This is a genomic window from Streptomyces sp. NPDC053560, from assembly GCF_044544605.1.
Lineage (GTDB): Bacteria > Actinomycetota > Actinomycetes > Streptomycetales > Streptomycetaceae > Streptomyces.
On the sequence record NZ_JBITXI010000006.1, the window covers coordinates 53971 to 72483 of the forward strand.

Annotated in this window: 9 protein-coding genes; 6 read left to right on the forward strand and 3 right to left on the reverse strand. The window is 74.4% G+C overall.

From position 1 onward, the window contains the following. From ACIGQF_RS15700 to fxsT (ACIGQF_RS15725), 6 genes are all read left to right on the forward strand, one after another. Positions 1 to 3297 carry an SAV_2336 N-terminal domain-related protein gene (locus tag ACIGQF_RS15700; RefSeq protein WP_399710253.1) on the forward strand — a complete coding sequence of 1099 codons (3297 nt, stop codon included), beginning with the start codon at positions 1 to 3 and terminating at the stop codon, positions 3295 to 3297. A gap of 58 nt (positions 3298 to 3355) precedes the next feature. Continuing rightward, positions 3356 to 3580 carry an FxSxx-COOH cyclophane-containing RiPP peptide gene (gene fxsA / locus ACIGQF_RS15705; RefSeq protein ID WP_399710255.1) on the forward strand — a complete coding sequence of 75 codons (225 nt, stop codon included), beginning with the start codon at positions 3356 to 3358 and terminating at the stop codon, positions 3578 to 3580. A 184-nt stretch (positions 3581 to 3764) separates the two neighbouring features. Continuing rightward, positions 3765 to 4955, forward strand: coding sequence for an FxsB family cyclophane-forming radical SAM/SPASM peptide maturase (locus ACIGQF_RS15710; RefSeq protein WP_399710258.1), 1191 nt, complete (start codon positions 3765 to 3767; stop codon positions 4953 to 4955). Next, the gene (locus ACIGQF_RS15715; RefSeq protein WP_399710260.1) at positions 4952 to 6349 is read left to right on the forward strand and encodes an aKG-HExxH-type peptide beta-hydroxylase; all 1398 of its coding nucleotides are present in this window, start codon (positions 4952 to 4954) and stop codon (positions 6347 to 6349) included. The genes ACIGQF_RS15710 and ACIGQF_RS15715 overlap by 4 nt, the downstream gene beginning before the upstream one ends. Before the next feature lie 99 nt (positions 6350 to 6448). Next, on the forward strand, positions 6449 to 9445 hold the full coding sequence (gene fxsT, locus ACIGQF_RS15720; protein ID WP_399710263.1) for an FxSxx-COOH system tetratricopeptide repeat protein: 2997 nt from the start codon (positions 6449 to 6451) through the stop codon (positions 9443 to 9445). Between the two features lie 134 nt (positions 9446 to 9579). Then, entirely contained in the window at positions 9580 to 12369 is a 2790-nt protein-coding gene (fxsT, locus tag ACIGQF_RS15725; RefSeq protein WP_399710265.1) for an FxSxx-COOH system tetratricopeptide repeat protein, read from the forward strand. A gap of 99 nt (positions 12370 to 12468) precedes the next feature. Here fxsT (ACIGQF_RS15725) and ACIGQF_RS15730 read toward each other — a convergent pair whose 3' ends face one another. The 3 genes from ACIGQF_RS15730 to ACIGQF_RS15740 all read right to left on the reverse strand — a co-directional run bounded on the left by ACIGQF_RS15730 (position 12469) and on the right by ACIGQF_RS15740 (position 18440). Beyond that, on the reverse strand, positions 12469 to 16323 hold the full coding sequence (locus ACIGQF_RS15730) for a multifunctional oxoglutarate decarboxylase/oxoglutarate dehydrogenase thiamine pyrophosphate-binding subunit/dihydrolipoyllysine-residue succinyltransferase subunit (RefSeq protein WP_399710267.1): 3855 nt from the start codon (positions 16321 to 16323) through the stop codon (positions 12469 to 12471). A 261-nt stretch (positions 16324 to 16584) separates the two neighbouring features. Beyond that, positions 16585 to 17700 (reverse strand): ATP-binding protein, encoded by a 1116-nt coding sequence (locus ACIGQF_RS15735; protein ID WP_361555510.1) that lies wholly within the window; start codon positions 17698 to 17700, stop codon positions 16585 to 16587. After that, positions 17697 to 18440 (reverse strand): response regulator transcription factor, encoded by a 744-nt coding sequence (locus ACIGQF_RS15740; protein ID WP_361555513.1) that lies wholly within the window; start codon positions 18438 to 18440, stop codon positions 17697 to 17699. The genes ACIGQF_RS15735 and ACIGQF_RS15740 overlap by 4 nt, the downstream gene beginning before the upstream one ends. Positions 18441 to 18513: the final 73 nt, after the last annotated feature.

Here is an 18513-nt window from a genome sequence, read left to right on the forward strand (position 1 = left end):
GTGACGCGGGACCGTGCAGGACGCTTCACCGCCCCGCAGAGCTGGGCCGACGTGGTCGCCGCGCTGCGCGGCGCGGGCCTGGACCCGGACGCCGGGGAGCTGGCCGACGCCCTGTGGCTGGCGCAGTGGTACCGGCCGCGCGAGGCCGCGGCGGAACGGGAGGGCGGCGCCGACCCGGCGGATGCCGGCGTCGGGGTGCCGGAAGAACGGACGGCGGCGCCCGCGCGCCCCGACCGGCCCGCGAGCGGCACAGGCCCCGACCGCGAACCGGCGGGCAGCGGCTCCGCCGACCCGCCCGGCACCTCCCGCGTCGCGCTCTACCCGGCCGGCCAGGACCCGCCCGTGAGCGGCGGTGCGGACGGCTCCGGCGCGTCGGCAGGCCCGTACGACACCGGTCTGCCCGTGGGGGTGCCCGCCGCCTCCGCGCTGCCCGACCTGCTCGCCCTGCAGCGCGCCCTGCGCCCGCTCCAGCGCTACCGCAGCGCTGCGCCCGCCGTGCGGCACGTGCTGGACGAGCGGGCGACGGCGGAGCGCAGCGCACGGTCCGGCGGGCTGGTGATGCCGGTGTTCCGTGCGGTGCCGCGGGCCGAGGCGTCGCTCCAGCTGGTGATGGACGCCTCGTCCTCGATGTGCGTATGGGACCGGCTGCTGCACGAACTCCAGCAGGTCTTCGCCCAGTTGGGCGCCTTCCGCGACGTCCAGGTGCAGTTCCTGCACCAGGGCCCGGACGGCCGCCCCGCGGTCTCCCGCCGCTTCGAGCCCGGCCATGCGCCGTTACGTTCCGCCGACCAGCTCAGCGATCCCACGGGGCGCCGGGTCACCGTCCTGGTCAGCGACTGCGCGGGGCCCCTGTGGCGCAGCGGCCACGCCCACCGGCTGCTGCACCGGCTCGCCCGGCAAGGCCCGCTCGCCGTCCTCCAGCCGCTTCCGCAGCGCATGTGGTCCCGCACCCGGCTGCCCGTCTCCTACGGCACGCTGCGCCGCGGCGAGGGCCCTTCGTACGCCACGGTCCTGCACTTCACGGGCGACACCGCGCAGGCCGCGCCCGGTGAGCTGCCGGTCCCCGTGCTCCCGCCGGCGGCGGGAGCCCTCGCCGCCTGGGCGAGGCTGCTCTCCGGCACGGGCGCGGGACAGGTGCCCGCCGCCGTCGGCCGGCTCCGCGCCGACCAGCCGCCGGCCCCCGCGCCGCGGCCCCGCGATCCGCTGCCCGCCACCGAGGTCGTCGCGCGCTTCCGGCGCGCCGCCTCTCCCGGCGCGGCCCAGCTCGCCGTCTATCTGGCGGCGGCGCCGCTGTGCCTGCCGGTGATGCAGCTGGTGCAGCGCACGATGCTGCCCGGCACCGGCCCCGCGGAGCTGTCGGAGGTGCTGCTCGGCGGGCTGCTGACGCGCACGGACGGCGAGTCGATGGCCGGCGGCCCCTGGTACGAGTTCGTCAAGGGCGTGCAGGAGGTGTTGCTCGGGCCGTTGGGCAGGGACGAGGCGCTGCTGGTGCTCAAGCACTGCTCCGCGTACGTGGAGCAGCGGTTCGGCAAGGGCGGCCCGAACTTCCCGGCACTCGCCATCGCCCAGCTCACCGGCGACCGGATCGCGGACGCGGTGGAGTCCGTGGCGCGGCTGCGCACCCCGCCCCTGCCGGACGGGCCCGGCGTGCGCGTACCGCAGCCGTTCGCCGAGGTCGCGGCACACGTCCTGGAGCGGTTCATCCCGCTGCGCAGCGTCTCCGCCGACGCGTACGAGGGCCCCGGCGGCCCGGCGTCCTCGGAGGCGGTGCGCCGCTCCCAGGACCTGGTGCGGCGGTTCGCCGCCGACGGCATGGTGCAGAACCTCATCGACGCGGTGCAGCTGCTGCGGCACGCCACGGAGGGCGAACGGCACCGCGGCGCCGACGCCGTGCTGTGGAGCGAGCTGGCGGAGACCCTGCTGCGGCTGTGGGAGCTGCAGGGCGGCCGGGCGCTGCTCCGCGAGGCGCACGACGCGGCGCGCACGGCCGCGCAGTCCGGCGCCGCGCGGGCCCGCACGGCGCTGGGCCGGGTGCTGCACAGGGAGGCGGCGGAGCGGCGCGCGGCCGGCGACGGGCGCGGCGCGCTGGAGCTGCTGCGGCGCGCCGACCGGGAGTTCACCGCCGTGTGCGCGACCGCGGGCCTGGAGCCGTGGCACGCCCTGGCGATCACCCTGGAGCGGGTGCGGGTCCTGGAGGAGCAGTGGCAGCTCGGCGGCGACAGCGGGCTGCTGCAGGAGACGGTAGGGATGCTGGAGGCGTTCGCCGACGCCTGGCCGTACGACGAGGCACAGCCCTTCGGCCTGCCGCTGGCGCACGGGCGGGCGCTGCTGCGGCTGTCCGGCACGGCCGCCGACCGCGAACAGGCCGCGGCGTACGCACAACAGGCGGCGGCCTCGCTCACGCACGCGACCGACGCGATGGCCGCCGAGGACGCGCCAGGGGAAGCCCGGCTGTGGGCCCGGCTGGAGCTGGTCGACGCGCTGCTGACGCTGACCGGTGGCGCGCTGGACCGCGCCGGACGGCTGATCGACGAGATGGGGGAGGCCGCGCAGGGGCCGGACGAGCGGGCCAACGTGCTGGTGCGCGCCGCCCGGCTGGCGGTGCGGCGCTTCGAGGCGGACGGCGACGCACGGCATCTTGCGGAGGCCGACCGCGGTTACGAAGCGGCCTGCCGGGCGGTGCCGCGGGACCGGGAGGGCTACGGCGACCTCATCGAGGAGTGGGGCGAGGCGCTGATGCGCCGGGCGCGGGAGCCCGGCGGCCGGGCCGTCATCCACCGCACGGTCCGGGTGCTGCGGGACTGCCGGATGGAGACCGCGGCCGGCGACCCGCGGCTGGCGCGGCGGCTGCTGACCCTGGGGCGTGCCCTGATGCTCCGGAGGACCGACGACGACCGGGTGGACCTGCGGGAGGCCGAGCACCTCTTCGGGCTCGCCGCACAGTCCGCCGCCGACCCGATGGTGCGCGCCGAGTGCTTCCTGGAGCTGGGCGGCACACACCGGCTGGCGCACCGCCGCACCCGCCTGGACGCGCAGCTGGAGCAGGCGGCGGACGCGTACCGGCGGGCGGCGGACGCGGCGCGCGCGGCCCAGGAGGACGCGGCCGACCCCGCACCCGCCGTACGGCTGTGCGCCCGCGCGTACCACCTGAGGGGCGAGGTGTACGAGGACGCGCGCCGGCCGCGGGCGGCGCGGGACGCCTACCGGCTGGCCCTGGAGGAGTGGCGGCGGCTGCCGGACGGGGGCGGGCCCGCGGCCGAGGAGACCTCGCGCCGGATCGTGGACATCGGCAGGTGACAGGCGGCAGCCTGTAAGCGACCTCGCAACGGGGGCAGTTGGCGGGAAGGGGCAATCGATGAGCGGCAAGGACACGGAGGCGCGGCCGGCGGACCGCGCGGGGACCGCCGGGGCCGCGGTGCCGCCGGCGGGCGAGCTGCCCGAACTGCCGGACCTGCTCGCCCTGGACCTCGCGGAGCTGCGGACGGTGGAGCACCCGGTACTGGCCGAGGTGCTGGAGCGGATACGGACCCGGGTGGACGAACCCACCGAGATGCTGTGGGGCTTCAACAGCGCTTTCTGACGTGGAACCCACCACGCTGCCGAAAGCGTTCCGATGTCACCCGAACATTTTCGGTCGTTGGGACCGGCGGAACCGGACACGGCCGATCGGAGCCGGTTTGGTGACGCCGCCCCGCAGGGATACTCCGCCACGGACCGGCGACGGGGGCCGTCCCTGCGCGGGCCGCGGCTTTGGGGGTGCCGACGTGGCGCAGCAGACCGTACGGGACGCGGGCCCGGCGGCGGACCGGCCGGACGTCCACCCCTTCCGGCAGTTCGTCCTCAAGGTGCACGGCCACTGCAACCTCGCCTGCCGCTACTGCTACCTCTACGAAGCCGCCGACCACGGCTGGCGGGACCGCCCGGCCATGATGAGCGACGCGGTACTGGAGCGCACGGCCCGGCGCATCGCCGAGCACGCGGCGGCCCACGGCCTCCGGCACGCCGCCCTCGTCCTGCACGGCGGCGAGCCCCTGCTGGCCGGCGCCGGCCGGCTCGGCCGCGCCGTGGACCGGCTGCGCGCCCTGCTGCCCGCCGACTGCGTCCTGCACCCCACCGTGCAGACCAACGGCACCCTGCTCACCCGTGACCGGCTGCGCACCCTCGCGGCGCACGGCATACAGGTGGGCGTCAGCCTCGACGGCGGGCTGCCCGCGCACAACGCCGCGCGCGTGGATCACGCCGGGCGCCCCGCCTGGTCACGCGCCGTCCGCGGGCTTCGGCTGCTCGCCGAGGTGCAGCCGGACGTGTACGCCGGCCTCCTCGCCGTCGTCGACCCGCGCACCGACCCGGCCGAGACCTACGCTTCGCTCGCCGCGCTCCGCCCGCCACGCCTGGACCTGCTGCTCCCGCACGGCAACTGGACCACCCCGCCACCGGGCCTCACCCCCGGCGCCGCCGACCGCCCCACCCCGTACGGCGACTGGCTCGCCGCCGCCTTCGACGCCTGGTGGGACGGCGGCCCGGGACAGCCCGGCGTCCGGCTCTTCGAGGAATGTCTGGCACTGCTGATGGGCGCGCCGGCGGGGGGCGAGTCGCTGGGCCTGACGCCCTTCACCGCCGTCGTCGTGGAGACCGACGGCACCATCGAGCAGGTGGACTCCCTGAAGTCCGCGTACGAGGGCGCCGCCGCCACCGGCCTGGACGTCTTCCACCACACCTTCGACGACGCGCTCGCGCACCCCGGCGTCGCCGCCCGGCACGCGGGCGCCGCGGCCCTCGCCCCGGTGTGCCGCGCCTGCCCCCTGGTGCGGGTGTGCGGCGGCGGCCAGTACGCGCACCGCTACCGGTACGGCAGCGGCTTCGCCAACCCCTCGGTGTACTGCGCCGACCTCCAGCGCCTGATCCGGCACGCGGCGGGACGGCTGGCCGGTGCGGCGCGGGGGCCCGCGCGATGACCAGCCGGATACCCCTGGACCTGCTGCGCGAGCTGGGACGGTCCGAAGGCGGGGCCGAGGCGCTGGGGCTGCTCGTCGACGACCAGCGGGTACGGCGGCTGCTGGCCCTGCGCGCGCTGCTGGACGCCGTGGACACCGCCCGCACCCCCACCGTGCCGCGGTCCGCCGCGGCCCGGGTCGCCGAGCACTGGGGGCTGCTGGAGGCGGCGGACCGCGCCGGCCGGGGCACCACCCGCCAGGTGCTGTACTACCCGCTCCTCGGGCCCTGGGTTCGGCGCGTGCTGCGCGGTCTCGCGGCCGCCGTCCCGCCGCCGGACCTCCTGCCCGACCTCGAACACCTCGGGGCCGTCGCCGCAGCCGCTGCCGCCCGCGCCGGGCTCCCCTTCACGCTGCGGCTGCGTGCCGCGAACGGCGCACTCGCCCTGCCCACCCTCGGCGCCCACGTCCTGCCCGGCACGGACGCGGGGCACCGGGGGCCACCGCCCGACGTCGAACTCACCCACCGCGGCGGCAGGTTGACCCTCCGCCCGGCCGCGGGGCCGCCCGCCGTGCTGTGCCGCCGGCCCGACGGCGTCTGGGAGTCGCCCGATCCCGCGTGGCGGCCGCTGCGCCCGCTCACCGGCGGCCCGCGCCCGGTACTCCTCGACGACCTCGACCCGTTCCGCACGGCCGACAGCGGCCTGGAGCGGCACGGACTCAAGTCCGCCGAGCCGCTCGGCACCGCCGAACGCGCCGGCTGGCAGGCCGCCTGGGCCGGGGCCGGGCCACTGCTGGAGCGCGGCGGCCCGACCCGCGCCCTGGAGGCCGGCATCCTGCTGGACTGCATCGTGCCGCTCGCGCCGCCGCCCCAGGCCGGCCCGCACGCCGCGGGCCCCGCACACTGCAGCGGCACCCGCCGCGAGGCGTTCGGCGCGGTCCTCAGCTCCGCACCGCAGACCCCCGCCTTCCTCGCCGCCACGCTCGTCCACGAGCTCCAGCACGCCAAGCTCTCCGCGCTCACCGAGCTGACACCGCTGCACCACGACACCGGCACCACCCGGCACTGGGCGCCCTGGCGGCCCGACCCGCGCCCCTTCGACGGGCTGCTCCAGGGCACGTACTCCCACCTCGCCCTCGCCGACTACTGGCAGCGCTTCGCGCTGACCGCCGAGAACGCGCTGGAGCGCCACACCGCCTGGGCCGAGCACTCCCGCTGCCGGGAACAGGTCGGCGCCGCGCTGCCCACGCTGCTCGGCTCGCGCGCCCTCACCCCGGCCGGCCGCGTGCTGGCCGGCGCCATGGCGGACCGGCTCACCCGATTGCGGGAACGGCCGCCTCCGGAGGGCTACTTGGCCCGTGCGAGCGCCTACGTGGAGACCTCGCGGACGATGTGGCGACGTCAGCACGCGCGATGACCGCCGACGACCGGGCGCCGGTGTATGTTCCCCACGAGGGCAGCTCTGACGGTCCTTGCCCGGCCGTTCGTTCGTACGCAAGACGAGGGAGTCGTTCGAATGCCCGCAGCGCGCAGGACCCTTTCGCACGGAGGCCGGCCACCCGTCACGATCAGCTTCGCCGGGTTCAACCGCGCCTGGGCCGCCTGGATCGGCGACCGGCTGGAACGGCACGGCATGCGGGTCGCGTTCCAGCGCTGGGACCCCCGCGCCGGCACCCCCCTGGAGGACGCGCTGCGCGACCTCGCGCTCGCCGAGGGCACCGTCCTCATCGTGCTCAGCGACTGGTACATCCAGCTGGGCCCGCGCAGCCACGACGAGTGGAACGGCGCGCTGCGCACGGTCGTCGCCGAGCGCCAGGACAAGTTCGCCGCCGTCTCCGTCACCACCAACGCGCTGCCCACCGCCACCGCCGTCTTCGGCGCCGCCGAACTGGCCGACGTCGGCGCCCGCGAGGCCGAACGCCGCCTGCTGGCCCGGCTCGGCATCGACGCCGACCCGCACCCCGACCCGGAGGAGGACGGCGAGGGCCCCCGCTACCCCCAGGAGCAGCCGCGCGTCTGGGGCGGCGTGCCGCGCCGCAACACCCGCTTCACCGGCCGCGAGCCCCTCCTCGCCGACGTCTACCACCGCCTCCAGCAGGCCGAGCGCGGCGCCGCCGTCTGCACGCTGTACGGCATGTCCGGCGTCGGCAAGACCCAGCTGGCCACCGAGTACGTCTACCGCTTCGGCTCCGAGTACGACGTGGTGTGGTGGGTCTCGGCGGGCGAGCGCACCCCCATGCGCCAGCGGCTGGCCGAGCTGGCCCCCGCCCTCGGGCTGACCACCGGGCAGGAGTACGGCGAGCGGCTGCGCGCCGTCCGCGACGCGCTCCGCCGCGGCGACCCCTCCTCCCGCTGGCTGCTCGTCCTGGACGGCGCCGACCAGCCCGAACACGTCGCCGACATGCTGCCCTCCGGGCCCGGCCACGTGCTGCTCACCTCGCAGAACCGCGAATGGGGCGAGCACAACAGCATGATGTTCGAGGTCCCCGTCTACACCCGCGAGGAGTCCATCGCCTTCGTGCGCCGCCGCGCGCCGCGCCTGGACCGGGAGGAGGCCGGCCGGCTCGCCGAGGCCCTGGAGGACCTGCCGCTGCTGCTCGACCAGACCGCCGGCTGGCTCAGCGACTCCTCGATGTCCGTCGACGAGTACGTCGAACTGCTGGAGAGCGGCGCCGACGCCGAGGTCGTCCGGGTCGCCCACGACTTCCCGATGACCTACCAGACCTCCTGGTCGATACTGCAGAACCGGCTGAGCGAGGCCGTCCCCGCCTCCGTCGACCTGCTGCGGCTGTGCTCCTTCTTCGCGCCCGCCGCCATCCCCGTACGGCTGCTCCGCGAGCTCCCGCCCGGCGACCTGCCGGAGGAGCTGACCGGGCTGATGAACGACCCGCTGCTGTGGAACCAGGCCCTCAGCAAGCTCCTGCAGTACTCCGTCGTGCGCATCGAGTCCCACGACGTCACCGCCGACGACGCCTCGCCCGGCGGCGAGATCCTCTACATGCACCGCATGGTCCACCAGACCGTCCGCGCCCTGATGCCCGACCGGCAGGTCGAGGAGTACAGCCGCGTCGCGCAGCGCGCGCTGGCCGCCGCCGACCCGCTGCGCCCCACCGACACCCGGCTCTGGCCGCGCTTCGCCGAGATCGCCCAGCACCTCAAGGCCGCCGACGTCCTGGTCAGCCGGGACCCCGACGTGCAGAACCTGGTCCTGAACGTGCTGCGGTACATGTACCTCTCGGGTGAGTACCGCGCCGGGCTCAAACTCGCCGAACGAGCCCTCGCCCGCTGGCGGGAGACGCTCGGCGACACCCACCCGCGGATCTGGGACCTCAGCTACCACTACGCCAACCTGCTCCGCGCCACCGGTGATTACGCCGCCACCGAGGCGCTGGACCGCATCGTCCTGGACCACCTGCGCGACACCCAGGGCCCGCGCGACCTGGACACGCTGCGCGCCGCCAACGGGCTCGCCGCCGACCTGCGCGGCCTCGGCCGCTTCGACGAGGCGCTGGAGCTGTCCACCACCGTCCTGCAGGGCTACACCGACCTGGTCGGCGAGCAGGACTCGCGCACCCTCAACGCGCAGAACAACCTCGCCGTCTCGCTCCGCCTCCTCGGCCGCTACACCGAGTCCCTCGCGCTGAACCGCCGCACCCTGGAGGCCCGCCGCGAGCTGCTGCGCCCGCGCCACAACTGGTCCCTGTTCTCCGAGATCCACGTCGCCACCGACCTGCGGCTGCTCGGCCGGTACGCCGAGGCCACCTCGGTGCAGGAGCACAGCGCCCGGGTGCACCGCATCGTCATGGGCGACGACAACCCCCAGACGCTCCGCGCCGAGCACAACCTCGGGCTGTGCTTCTACCGTTCCGGCGAACGCCCCAAGGCCGGCCGGCTGCTGGCCCGGGTCCTGGAGCGCTGCGAGCGGGTGCTGGGCGAGGCCGACCCGCTGACCCTCATGGTCGGCGTCAGCTACTCCTGCTTCGCCCGCGAGCACGGCAGCCTGGACCAGGCCAGGGAGATCGGCGAGCGGGTCACCGACCGGTACCGCTTCCAGCTGGGCGAGGCCCACCCGTACGCGATCGGCGCGCAGGCCAACCACGCGCTGGTGCTGCGCGCCGCTGGCGAACGGCAGCAGGCCCTGCTGCTGACCGAGGAGGCGCTGGCGGGGATGGACCGGGCCGTCGGCCCCGACCACCCCTGGACGCTGGGGTGCGCGCTGAACGCCGCGGCCGCCCGCAACTTCGCGGGCGACCCGGAGAGCGCGGCGGAGCTCGGCCGGGACACCGTCACCCGGGCCGTCGCCACCCTCGGCCTGCGCCACCCGCTGACCCTCTCCGGCCAGGTGGCGCTCGCCGCGGACCTGCGCGGCCTGCGCAAACGCCCGGAGGCCGACAAGCTGGAGGAAGAGGCGCTGACCGGGCTGAGCACCGTACTGGGCCCGCAGCACGCCCACACCGTCTCCGCCCGCGCCCGCACCCGGCCCTTCTGGGACTTCGAGCCGCAGATCATCTGAGGGGGCGTCAGTGCCGGGTGCGTGCCACGGCCGCCCCGCGCACTAGGCCGGAATCCGCTCGCGGCGGCCCGGCGCCGTGGGATACGGAAGAACAGGGCCGTATCGACGGTCCCTTCACAGGAGAGCAGGACCGTATGGCACAGCCGGCGGAGTCGACGTTCCCGCAGCGGCCGACGGGCGCGACCGCCCGGGTCCCGCGGCCCGCCCGGCCGGTGCGCCCCGGACCGCCGGCCGGCCCACGGGTCACCGTCAGCGTCGCCGCTGACAGCCGCGCCTGGGGCGACTGGATCGCCGACCGCCTCGAACGCCACGGGCTGCGCGCCCCGCTGCACCACTGGGACCCGCCCGCCGCCATGGAGCTGCGCTCCGCGCTCGCCGGCCTCACCCTCTCCGGCGGCCGGATACTGCTGGTCTTCAGCGCCGGCTACTTCCAGCCCGGCGTCCGCACCGGCCGGGAGTGGGACACCGCGCTCGCCGATGTGAACGCCGCCCACCCCGGCCGCTTCGCCGCCGTCTCCGTCACCGACCCCGGCAACCTCCCCGCCGGCGCCGCCGCGCTCGGCCCCGCACAGCTCACCGAGGCCGGCGCGCACCACGCCGAACGCCTCCTGCTGCGCCGCCTCGGCCTCCCGGACACCCCGGCCCCCGGCACCGGCGGCCCGCGCTTCCCGCTGGACGCCCCCGCCGTCTGGGGCGGCGTGCCGCGCCGCAACCCCCGCTTCACCGGCCGCGCCGCGCTCCTCGCCCACATCCACCGCCGCCTGGAGCGCTCCGTACGCGGCGCCGCCGTCTGCACCCTGCTGGGCATGGCGGGGGTGGGCAAGACCCAGCTGGCCGCCGAGTACGTGCACCGCTTCGCGACCGAGTACGACGTGGTGTGGTGGGTCAACGCCGGTACGGGCGACCGCGCCCGGCGCAAGATGGCGGCGCTCGCCCCCGAGCTGGGACTGCGCACCGGCCCGGGGGAACGGCTGGGCGCGGTCGTCGACGCGCTGCGCCGCGGCGAGCCGTACCGCCGCTGGCTGCTCGTCCTGGACGGCGCCGACGACCCGGCGGCCGTGGCGGACCTGCTGCCCAGCGGCTCGGGCCACGTCCTGATCACCTCCCGCAACCGTTCCTGGGACACCCACAACACCCTCCTCCTCCCGGTCCCCGTCCTCGGCCGCCCGGAGAGCGTCGCCTTCGTCCGCCGCCGCGCCCCGCGGCTGACCGCGGCCGACGCCGACCGGCTCGCCGCCGCGCTGGAGGACCTGCCGCTCCTGCTGGACCAGACGGCGGGTTGGCTGAACGACTCCGACATGAGCGTCGACCGGTACCTCCGCCTCCTGGAGGGCGGCATCGCCGACGCCCGCACGGTCGTCGCCGACGACTTCCCGATGACCTTCGCCGCCGCCTGGACCGCCCTGCTCGACCGCATCGCCGAGACCGCACCGGACGCCGCCGAAGTGCTGCGGCTGTGCGCCGTCCTCGCGCCCGGCACCGTCCCCGTCGGCCTCCTCGCCCGGATCCGCGGCGACTTCACCCCGGTCACCGGCGACCACCGGCGGCTCCAGGAAGCCCTGCGGCTGCTCGCCCGCTACTCCGTCGTGGAGGCCACCGAGTCCGCCGACGGCACCGAGGTGGCCTGCGTCCACCTGCACCGCATGGTCCGCCTCCTGGTCCGCGAGGGCATCCCGGCCCCGGAGCGGGAGCGGTACGCGCGGGCCGTCCGCGGCGCGCTCGCCGCCGCCGACCCCGGCCGCCCCGACGAACCGGCCCACTGGCCCGCGTACGCCGGGCTGCTGCCGCACCTGCTGCCCGCCGGCGCGCTGGACGCCGACCCCGCGGAGACCGCCGCACCGGTACTGAACTGCCTGCGCTACGCCTACCTCACCGGCGCCCAGGACACCGGCCTCGCCCTCGCGCGGCGCGCCGACCTCACCTGGGAGCGGCTGCTGCCCGAGGACCACCCGTACCGCCTGGACCTGCTGCACGCGCACACCAACCTGCTGCGGGCCACCGGGCAGTACGCGGCCTGCGAGGCGCTGGACCGGCCCGCGCTGGAACGGCTGCTCAGCGGGCGCAGCGCCCCGGACGCCGAGATCCTGCGCGCCGCCGCCGGGCTCGCCGCCGACCTGCGCGGCCTCGCCCGCTACCAGGAGGCGCTGGAACTCTCCCGGTACGTCCTCGACGGCAGCCGGGAGACCTTCGGCGACCGCGAAGCGCGCACCCTCGCCGCGCAGAACAACCTCGCGGTCTCCCTGCGGCTGCTCGGCTCCCACGACCAGGCCGTGGAACTGGACCGGGAGACCCTGCGGGCGCGCGGCGAGATCCTCGGCACCGGCCACCCCTGGACGCTCTGCTCCGAGCTGCACCACGCCACCGGCCTGCGCCTCACCGGCCGCACCGACCTGGCCCTGGAGATCCAGGAGCGGAACGCCCGGGCCCACCACCGGCTCCTGGGCGCCGACCACCCGCAGACGCTGCGTGCCGCGCACAACCTGGCGCTCTGCCGCCGGGGGGCGGGACAGGGGGAACGCGCCCGGCAGGGCATGCAGGCGCTGCTGGAGCGATCGGTGCGGCTGCTGGGCCGCCGGGACCCGCTCACCCTGATGATCGCGTCCGGCGCCGGCTGCCTGGAGCGGGAGTCCGGCGACCCGGAGCACGCCCTGGCCATGGCCGAGCGCACATACCGGGCCTACCGCGATCTGCTCGGCCCCGCCCACCCGTACACCGTCGGCAGCGACGCCAACCACGCGCTGGCACTGCTCGCGACGGGCGACCGCGCCGCGGCCCTGGGCACGCTCTCCCGCGCCCTGCCCGCCATGGAGATCGCGGTCGGCCCCGGCCACCCCTGGACACTCGCGCTGGCGCACGACACCCGCTCCACCGAGGCGGACCTGCCGCCGTACCAGCTCCGCGAGTTCGAGCCGCTGACGATCTGAGCGCCGCCGGCAGCGCGACGGCGTACGCCGAAGGGGCGGGGCCCCACCGAAGCGAATCGGTGGGGCCCCGCCCCTTCAGGTGCCGTGCGAGCCGGTGGCTCAGGCGTCGAACGCCTCGGCGATGAGCTGGGCCTGCTCGGCCTGGTGGCGCTTGGCCGAACCGACGGCCGGGGAGGAGCCGTGCGGCCGCGAGATGCGGCGCAGGCGCTCCTTGTGCGGCACGTCGGCGCCGACCGCCAGGTCCAGGTGGTCGATCAGGTTCAGGCCGAGGAACGGCCAGGCGCCCTGGTTGGCGGGCTCCTCCTGGACCCAGAGGAACTTGCCGGCGTTCGGGAACTTGGCGAGCTCCGCCTGGAGCTCCTTGCCGGGCAGCGGGTACAGGCGCTCGATGCGGACGATCGCGGTGTCGTTCGCGCCGCGCTTCTCCCGCTCCGCCTCCAGGTCGTAGTAGACCTTGCCGGAGCAGAAGATGACCTTCTGCACGGCGTTCGCGTCGACCGAGTCGTCGCCGATCACCGGGCGGAAGCCGCCGGTGGTGAACTCCTCCGTCTTCGACGCCGCGGCCTTCAGACGCAGCATCGACTTCGGGGTGAAGACGACCAGCGGCTTGTGGTGCGGGTTGTGCACCTGCCAGCGCAGCAGGTGGAAGTAGTTGGAGGGGAGCGTCGGCATCGCGACGGTCATGTTGTTCTGCGCGCACAGCTGCAGGAACCGCTCGATGCGGGCCGAGGAGTGGTCCGGGCCCTGGCCCTCGTAGCCGTGCGGCAGGAGCAGGGTGACGCCGGAGGTCTGGCCCCACTTCTGCTCGGCGGAGGAGATGAACTCGTCCACGACGGTCTGCGCGCCGTTGACGAAGTCACCGAACTGCGCCTCCCACATGACCAGCGCCTCGGGCCGGGCGAGGGAGTAGCCGTACTCGAAGCCCATCGCCGCGTACTCGGAGAGCAGCGAGTCGTAGACGTTGAACCGCTCCTGGTCCTCGGAGAGGTAGAGCAGCGGCGTGTAGTCGTTGCCCGTCTCCCGGTCGATGAGGACCGCGTGACGCTGGCCGAAGGTGCCGCGACGGGAGTCCTGGCCGGCGAGCCGGACCGGGGTGCCCTCCATCAGCAGCGAACCGATGGCCAGGGTCTCGCCCATGCCCCAGTCGATCGTGCCGTCCTCGACCATGGCCGCGCGGCGCTGCAGCTGCGGCAGCAGACGCGGGTGGACGGTGACCCGGTCGGGGATGTTGACCTGGGACTCGGCGATCCGCTTCACGACCTCCTGGGAGACCGCGGTGTCCACGTGGACCGGGAACTCGGCCTGCGGCTGCGGGACCTCGGGGGCCGCCGGGGTCGTGGTGGCCTCGCGGACCTCCGTGAAGACCTTCTCCAGCTGGCCCTGGAAGTCCTGCAGCGCCTGCTCGGCCTCTTCCAGCGTGATGTCGCCACGACCGATGAGGGACTCGGTGTAGAGCTTGCGCACCGAGCGCTTCTTGTCGATCAGGTCGTACATCAGCGGCTGGGTGAAGGCCGGATTGTCCGACTCGTTGTGGCCGCGGCGGCGGTAGCAGATCAGGTCGATGACGACGTCCTTGTTGAACGCCTGGCGGAACTCGAAGGCGAGCCGCGCGACGCGCACCACGGCCTCCGGGTCGTCACCGTTCACGTGGAAGATCGGCGCCTCGATCATGCGGGCCACGTCGGTGGCGTACATGGAGGAGCGGGCCGACTCCGGCGCGGCGGTGAAGCCGACCTGGTTGTTGATGACGATGTGGACCGTGCCGCCGGTGCGGTAGCCCCGCAGCTGCGACATGTTCAGCGTCTCGGCGACCACGCCCTGGCCGGCGAACGCGGCGTCACCGTGCAGCTGGACGGGGAGGACCGTGAAGTCCGTGCCGCCCTTGCCGATGATGTCCTGCTTCGCGCGGGCGACACCCTCGACGACCGGGTCCACGGCCTCCAGGTGGGAGGGGTTGGCGGTGAGCGAGACCTTGATCTGCTCGCCGTCCAGGCCGGTGAAGGTGCCCTCGGCGCCCAGGTGGTACTTCACGTCGCCGGAGCCGTGCATCGACTTCGGGTCGAGGTTGCCCTCGAACTCGCGGAAGATCTGCGCGTAGGACTTGCCGACGATGTTGGCGAGGACGTTCAGCCGGCCGCGGTGGGCCATGCCGATGACGACCTCGTCCAGCCGCGACTCGGCCGCGGAGTCGATGACCGCGTCCAGCATCGGGATGACGGACTCGCCGCCCTCCAGCGAGAAGCGCTTCTGGCCGACGTACTTCGTCTGCAGGAAGGTCTCGAAGGCCTCGGCGGAGTTCAGGCGGCGCAGGATGCGCAGCTGCTCGTCGCGCTCCGGCGGGGTGTGCGGGCGCTCCAGGCGGTCCTGCAGCCACTTGCGCTGCTTGGGGTCCTGGATGTGCATGTACTCGATACCGGTGGTGCGGCAGTACGAGTCGCGCAGCACGCCGAGGATGTCGCGGAGCTTCATCATCGACTTGCCGGAGAAGCCGCCGACCGCGAACTCGCGCTCCAGGTCCCACAGGGTGAGGCCGTGCTCGGTGATGTCCAGGTCGGCGTGCTTGCGCTGCTTGTACTCCAGCGGGTCGGTGTCGGCCATGACGTGGCCGCGCACCCGGTAGGCGTGGATCAGGTCGAAGACCCGGGCCGCCTTGGAGACGTCGTCGTCGTGGCTGACGTCGATGTCCTTGAGCCACCTGACCGGCTCGTACGGGATCCGCAGCGACTTGAAGATGTCGTCGAAGAAGTCGTTCTCGCCGAGCAGCAGCTGGCTCATGATCCGCAGGAACTCGCCGGAGGCGGCGCCCTGGATCACGCGGTGGTCATAGGTGCTGGTCAGCGTCATGACCTTGGAGATGCCCAGCTTGTTCAGGGTGTCCTGCGAGGTGCCCTGGAACTCGGCGGGGTAGTCCATCGCGCCGACGCCGACGATGAGGCCCTGGCCGGGCATCAGGCGCGGCACGGAGTGCACGGTGCCGATGCCGCCGGGGTTGGTCAGCGACGCGGTGACGCCGGTGAAGTCCTCCATCGTCAGCTTGCCGACGCGGGCGCGGCGGACGATGTCCTCGTAGGCCTGCCAGAACTCGAAGAAGGTGAGGGTCTCGGCCTTCTTGATGGCGGCGACGACGAGCTGGCGGTCGCCGTTCGGCTTCACCAGGTCGATGGCCAGACCGAGGTTCACGTGGTCCGGCTTGACCAGGGTGGGCTTGCCGTCCTTCTCGGCGAACGAGTAGTTCATCGAGGGCATCGCCTTGAGCGCCTGCACCATGGCGTACCCGATGAGGTGGGTGAAGGAGACCTTCCCACCGCGGGCGCGCTTGAGGTGGTTGTTCATGACGATGCGGTTGTCGAACAGCAGCTTCACGGGGACGGCGCGCACGGACGTGGCCGTGGGCAGCTCCAGCGAGGCGTTCATGTTCTTCGCCACGGCGGCGGAGGGACCGCGCAGCGTGACGAGCTCGGGGCCCTCGGGCGCCTCAGAAGCCTGCGCGGCGCCAGCTGCTCCGGTGGAGCCGGTGCTTGCACCGGACGGCTTGGCGTCCGCCTTGGCAGCGGGCTTGGCGGCCGGAGCGGCCTTGGCCGGGGCCGGGGCGGCCTTCGCCGGCGCGGGCGCAGAAGCGCGCGCGGCGTCAGCCGTTCCGGTGGAGCCGGTGCTTGCACCGGACGGCTTGGCCTCGGCCGGCTTCGCAGGCGCTGCCGGGGCGGCAGCCGCCGGCTGGGCCGGCGCGGCCGGCTTGGCCTCGTCGGCCGGGGTGCCCGACGTCACCGGGGCACCCGGCTTGTAGTCGGCGAAGAAGTCCCACCAGGCTCGGTCTACCGAGTTCGGGTCCTGGAGGTACTGCTGGTAGATCTCGTCGACGAGCCACTCGTTCGCACCGAATCCGGCTGCAGGGTTATTGCCCTGCCCGTCTTGGTCGGTCGAGGCACTCGAAGTGTTGGGGGACTGTGGCGACACGGCGGCAACCGCCCTCTTCCGCTTCCTAAAGGTGGTGGACAGCGGGAATAAAGGCTACGCCTCTGTCGACCGATGCTGCAGTCCGGGAGGGGTACTCGTCGCGCACGTCACATTTGGCGGCGGGTTTCGGGGAATGACTTGGCGGGAAACATGCGTGGTTCGCTCGCGCCTGGGTAGGAGGTATCGCCATCGCACCCCCGGTGGGGACACGGGGAACACCCCGAATGAGTGGTTCCGCCACCGACCCTACGTCACCGAGCGTCAAGGACGGGGCTGACCGGTCCCCGGAAGGGTGACGCGGATCCGGCAGCCACGTGGGGATTCGGCCACTCCGATGCGCCCGCCGTGCAGATCCACCGCCCAGCGTGCGATCGCCAGTCCGAGACCCGTACCGCCGTCGGTGCCCGGACCGGACGGGGCAGGCCCGCCGCGGTTGAACCGCTCGAACACCCGGTGCCGCTCGGACTCGGGGATGCCGGGCCCCTCGTCCTGCACCTCCAGGACCAGGCTGCCGGCGCCCTCGCCGCGGCGCGCCCGTACGGTCACCCGGCCGTGCGGCGGGCTGTGCTTGATGCCGTTGTCGATCAGGTTGGCGACGACCTGGTGCAGCCGCTCGGCGTCCGCGTGCGCGGTCAGCTCCGGCGGCGAGACGTCCAGGTGCAGGTGGACGTCCGTACGGCTGTGGTGGCTGGAGCCGACGGCGAGGGTGGAGGCGCTGCGGCTCATGTTGGCCTCCTTCAGCACCCCGGAGAGGTACGGCCAGACCTCGAAGCGGCGGGCGTGCAGCGGGATGACCCCGTTGTCCAGCCGGGAGAGGTCCAGCAGGTGCTCGACCAGCCGGCCCAGCCGCTCGGTCTGGCTCAGCGCGGTGCGCATCGTCTCCGGATCGGCCTCGGAGACCCCGTCGACGACGTTCTCCAGTACGGCGCGGAGCGCGGCGATCGGCGTGCGCAGCTCGTGCGAGACGTTGGCGACCAGCTCTTTGCGGTGGGTGTCCACCGCTTCCAGATCCGCGGCCATCCGGTTGAACGCGTCCGCCAGCTCGCCGAACTCGTCCCGCCGGCTGCCCTGCACCCGCCGGGTGTAGTCCCCGCCGGCCATGGCCCGGGTCACGTCCGTCATCTCGTCCAGCGGGGCCGTGAGGCCCTGCGCGACGAACTGGGTGATCAGCAGCGAGGCGATGATCGAGAAGACGGTGATGACCCGCAGCTCCGTCGCCGAGTGGAACGCGACGAGGACCAGCAGCGTCGTGATGATCACCGAAACGGTGACCAGCGCGCCGAGTGCCGCCTTGACCGACCGGTAGGGGTCGAGCGGGCGCATCGCCTCCCAGGCCCGCTGCCAGAGCTCGCGCGCCAGAGGCCGGGGCGACCTCATGCCGGCGGGGTCTCCAGCGCGTAACCGACGCCGTGCACCGTGCGGATCCGCTCGGCGCCGATCTTCCGGCGCAGCGCCTTGATGTGGCTGTCGACCGTACGGGTGCCGGAGGCGTCCGCCCAGTCCCAGACCTCGGCCAGCAGCTGCTCGCGGGAGAGGACGGCGCGCGGGGTGTTGGCCAGGCACACCAGCAGGTCGAACTCGGTCGGGGTGAGGTGCACGTCGGCGCCGCGCACCCGGACCCGCCGCTGGGCGTGGTCGATCTCCAGCTCACCCAGGCGCAGGATGCCGCTGCGCGGGGTGTGCGCGGCCAGCGCGGCCCGCTCGACGCGGCGCAGCAGGACGTGCACGCGGGCGGCCAGCTCCCGCATGGAGAACGGTTTTGTCATGTAGTCGTCGGCGCCGACGCCGAGGCCGACGAGCATGTCCGTCTCGTCGTCCCGCGCGGTGAGCATCATCACCGGGACCGGCCGCTGGGCCTGCACCCGGCGGCACACCTCCAGGCCGTCGAAGCCCGGCAGCATGATGTCGAGGACGAGCAGGTCGGGCTGCCAGGCCTCGGCGGTGTCCACGGCGGAGGGGCCGTCGACGGCGGTCTGCACCTGGAAGCCCTCGGCGCGCAGCCGGGCCGCGATGGCGTCCACGATCGTCGGGTCGTCCTCGACGACGAGCACTCGCCGCTGTGCGCCGGGCGTGGCCGCCGCCGCGGCGGCGCCGTGGGTGGTCTGAGTCTGGTCCATCGCCCGCCCCTGAATTTCCCCGTGCGTGGTCGCGTTACTGACTGGTTGTGCCGACCTGCTGACCCGGTGTACC

What these genes read in the sequence shown, in the direction of transcription:
- fxsA (WP_399710255.1), top strand. Translation starts at nt 3,356, where the DNA reads ATGAGCGGCAAGGACACGGAGGCGCGGCCGGCGGACCGCGCGGGGACC.
- ACIGQF_RS15715 (WP_399710260.1), top strand. Translation starts at nt 4,952, where the DNA reads ATGACCAGCCGGATACCCCTGGACCTGCTGCGCGAGCTGGGACGGTCC.
- fxsT (WP_399710263.1), top strand. Translation starts at nt 6,449, where the DNA reads ATGCCCGCAGCGCGCAGGACCCTTTCGCACGGAGGCCGGCCACCCGTC.
- fxsT (WP_399710265.1), top strand. Translation starts at nt 9,580, where the DNA reads ATGGCACAGCCGGCGGAGTCGACGTTCCCGCAGCGGCCGACGGGCGCG.
- ACIGQF_RS15735 (WP_361555510.1), bottom strand. Translation starts at nt 17,700, where the DNA reads ATGAGGTCGCCCCGGCCTCTGGCGCGCGAGCTCTGGCAGCGGGCCTGG.
- ACIGQF_RS15740 (WP_361555513.1), bottom strand. Translation starts at nt 18,440, where the DNA reads ATGGACCAGACTCAGACCACCCACGGCGCCGCCGCGGCGGCGGCCACG.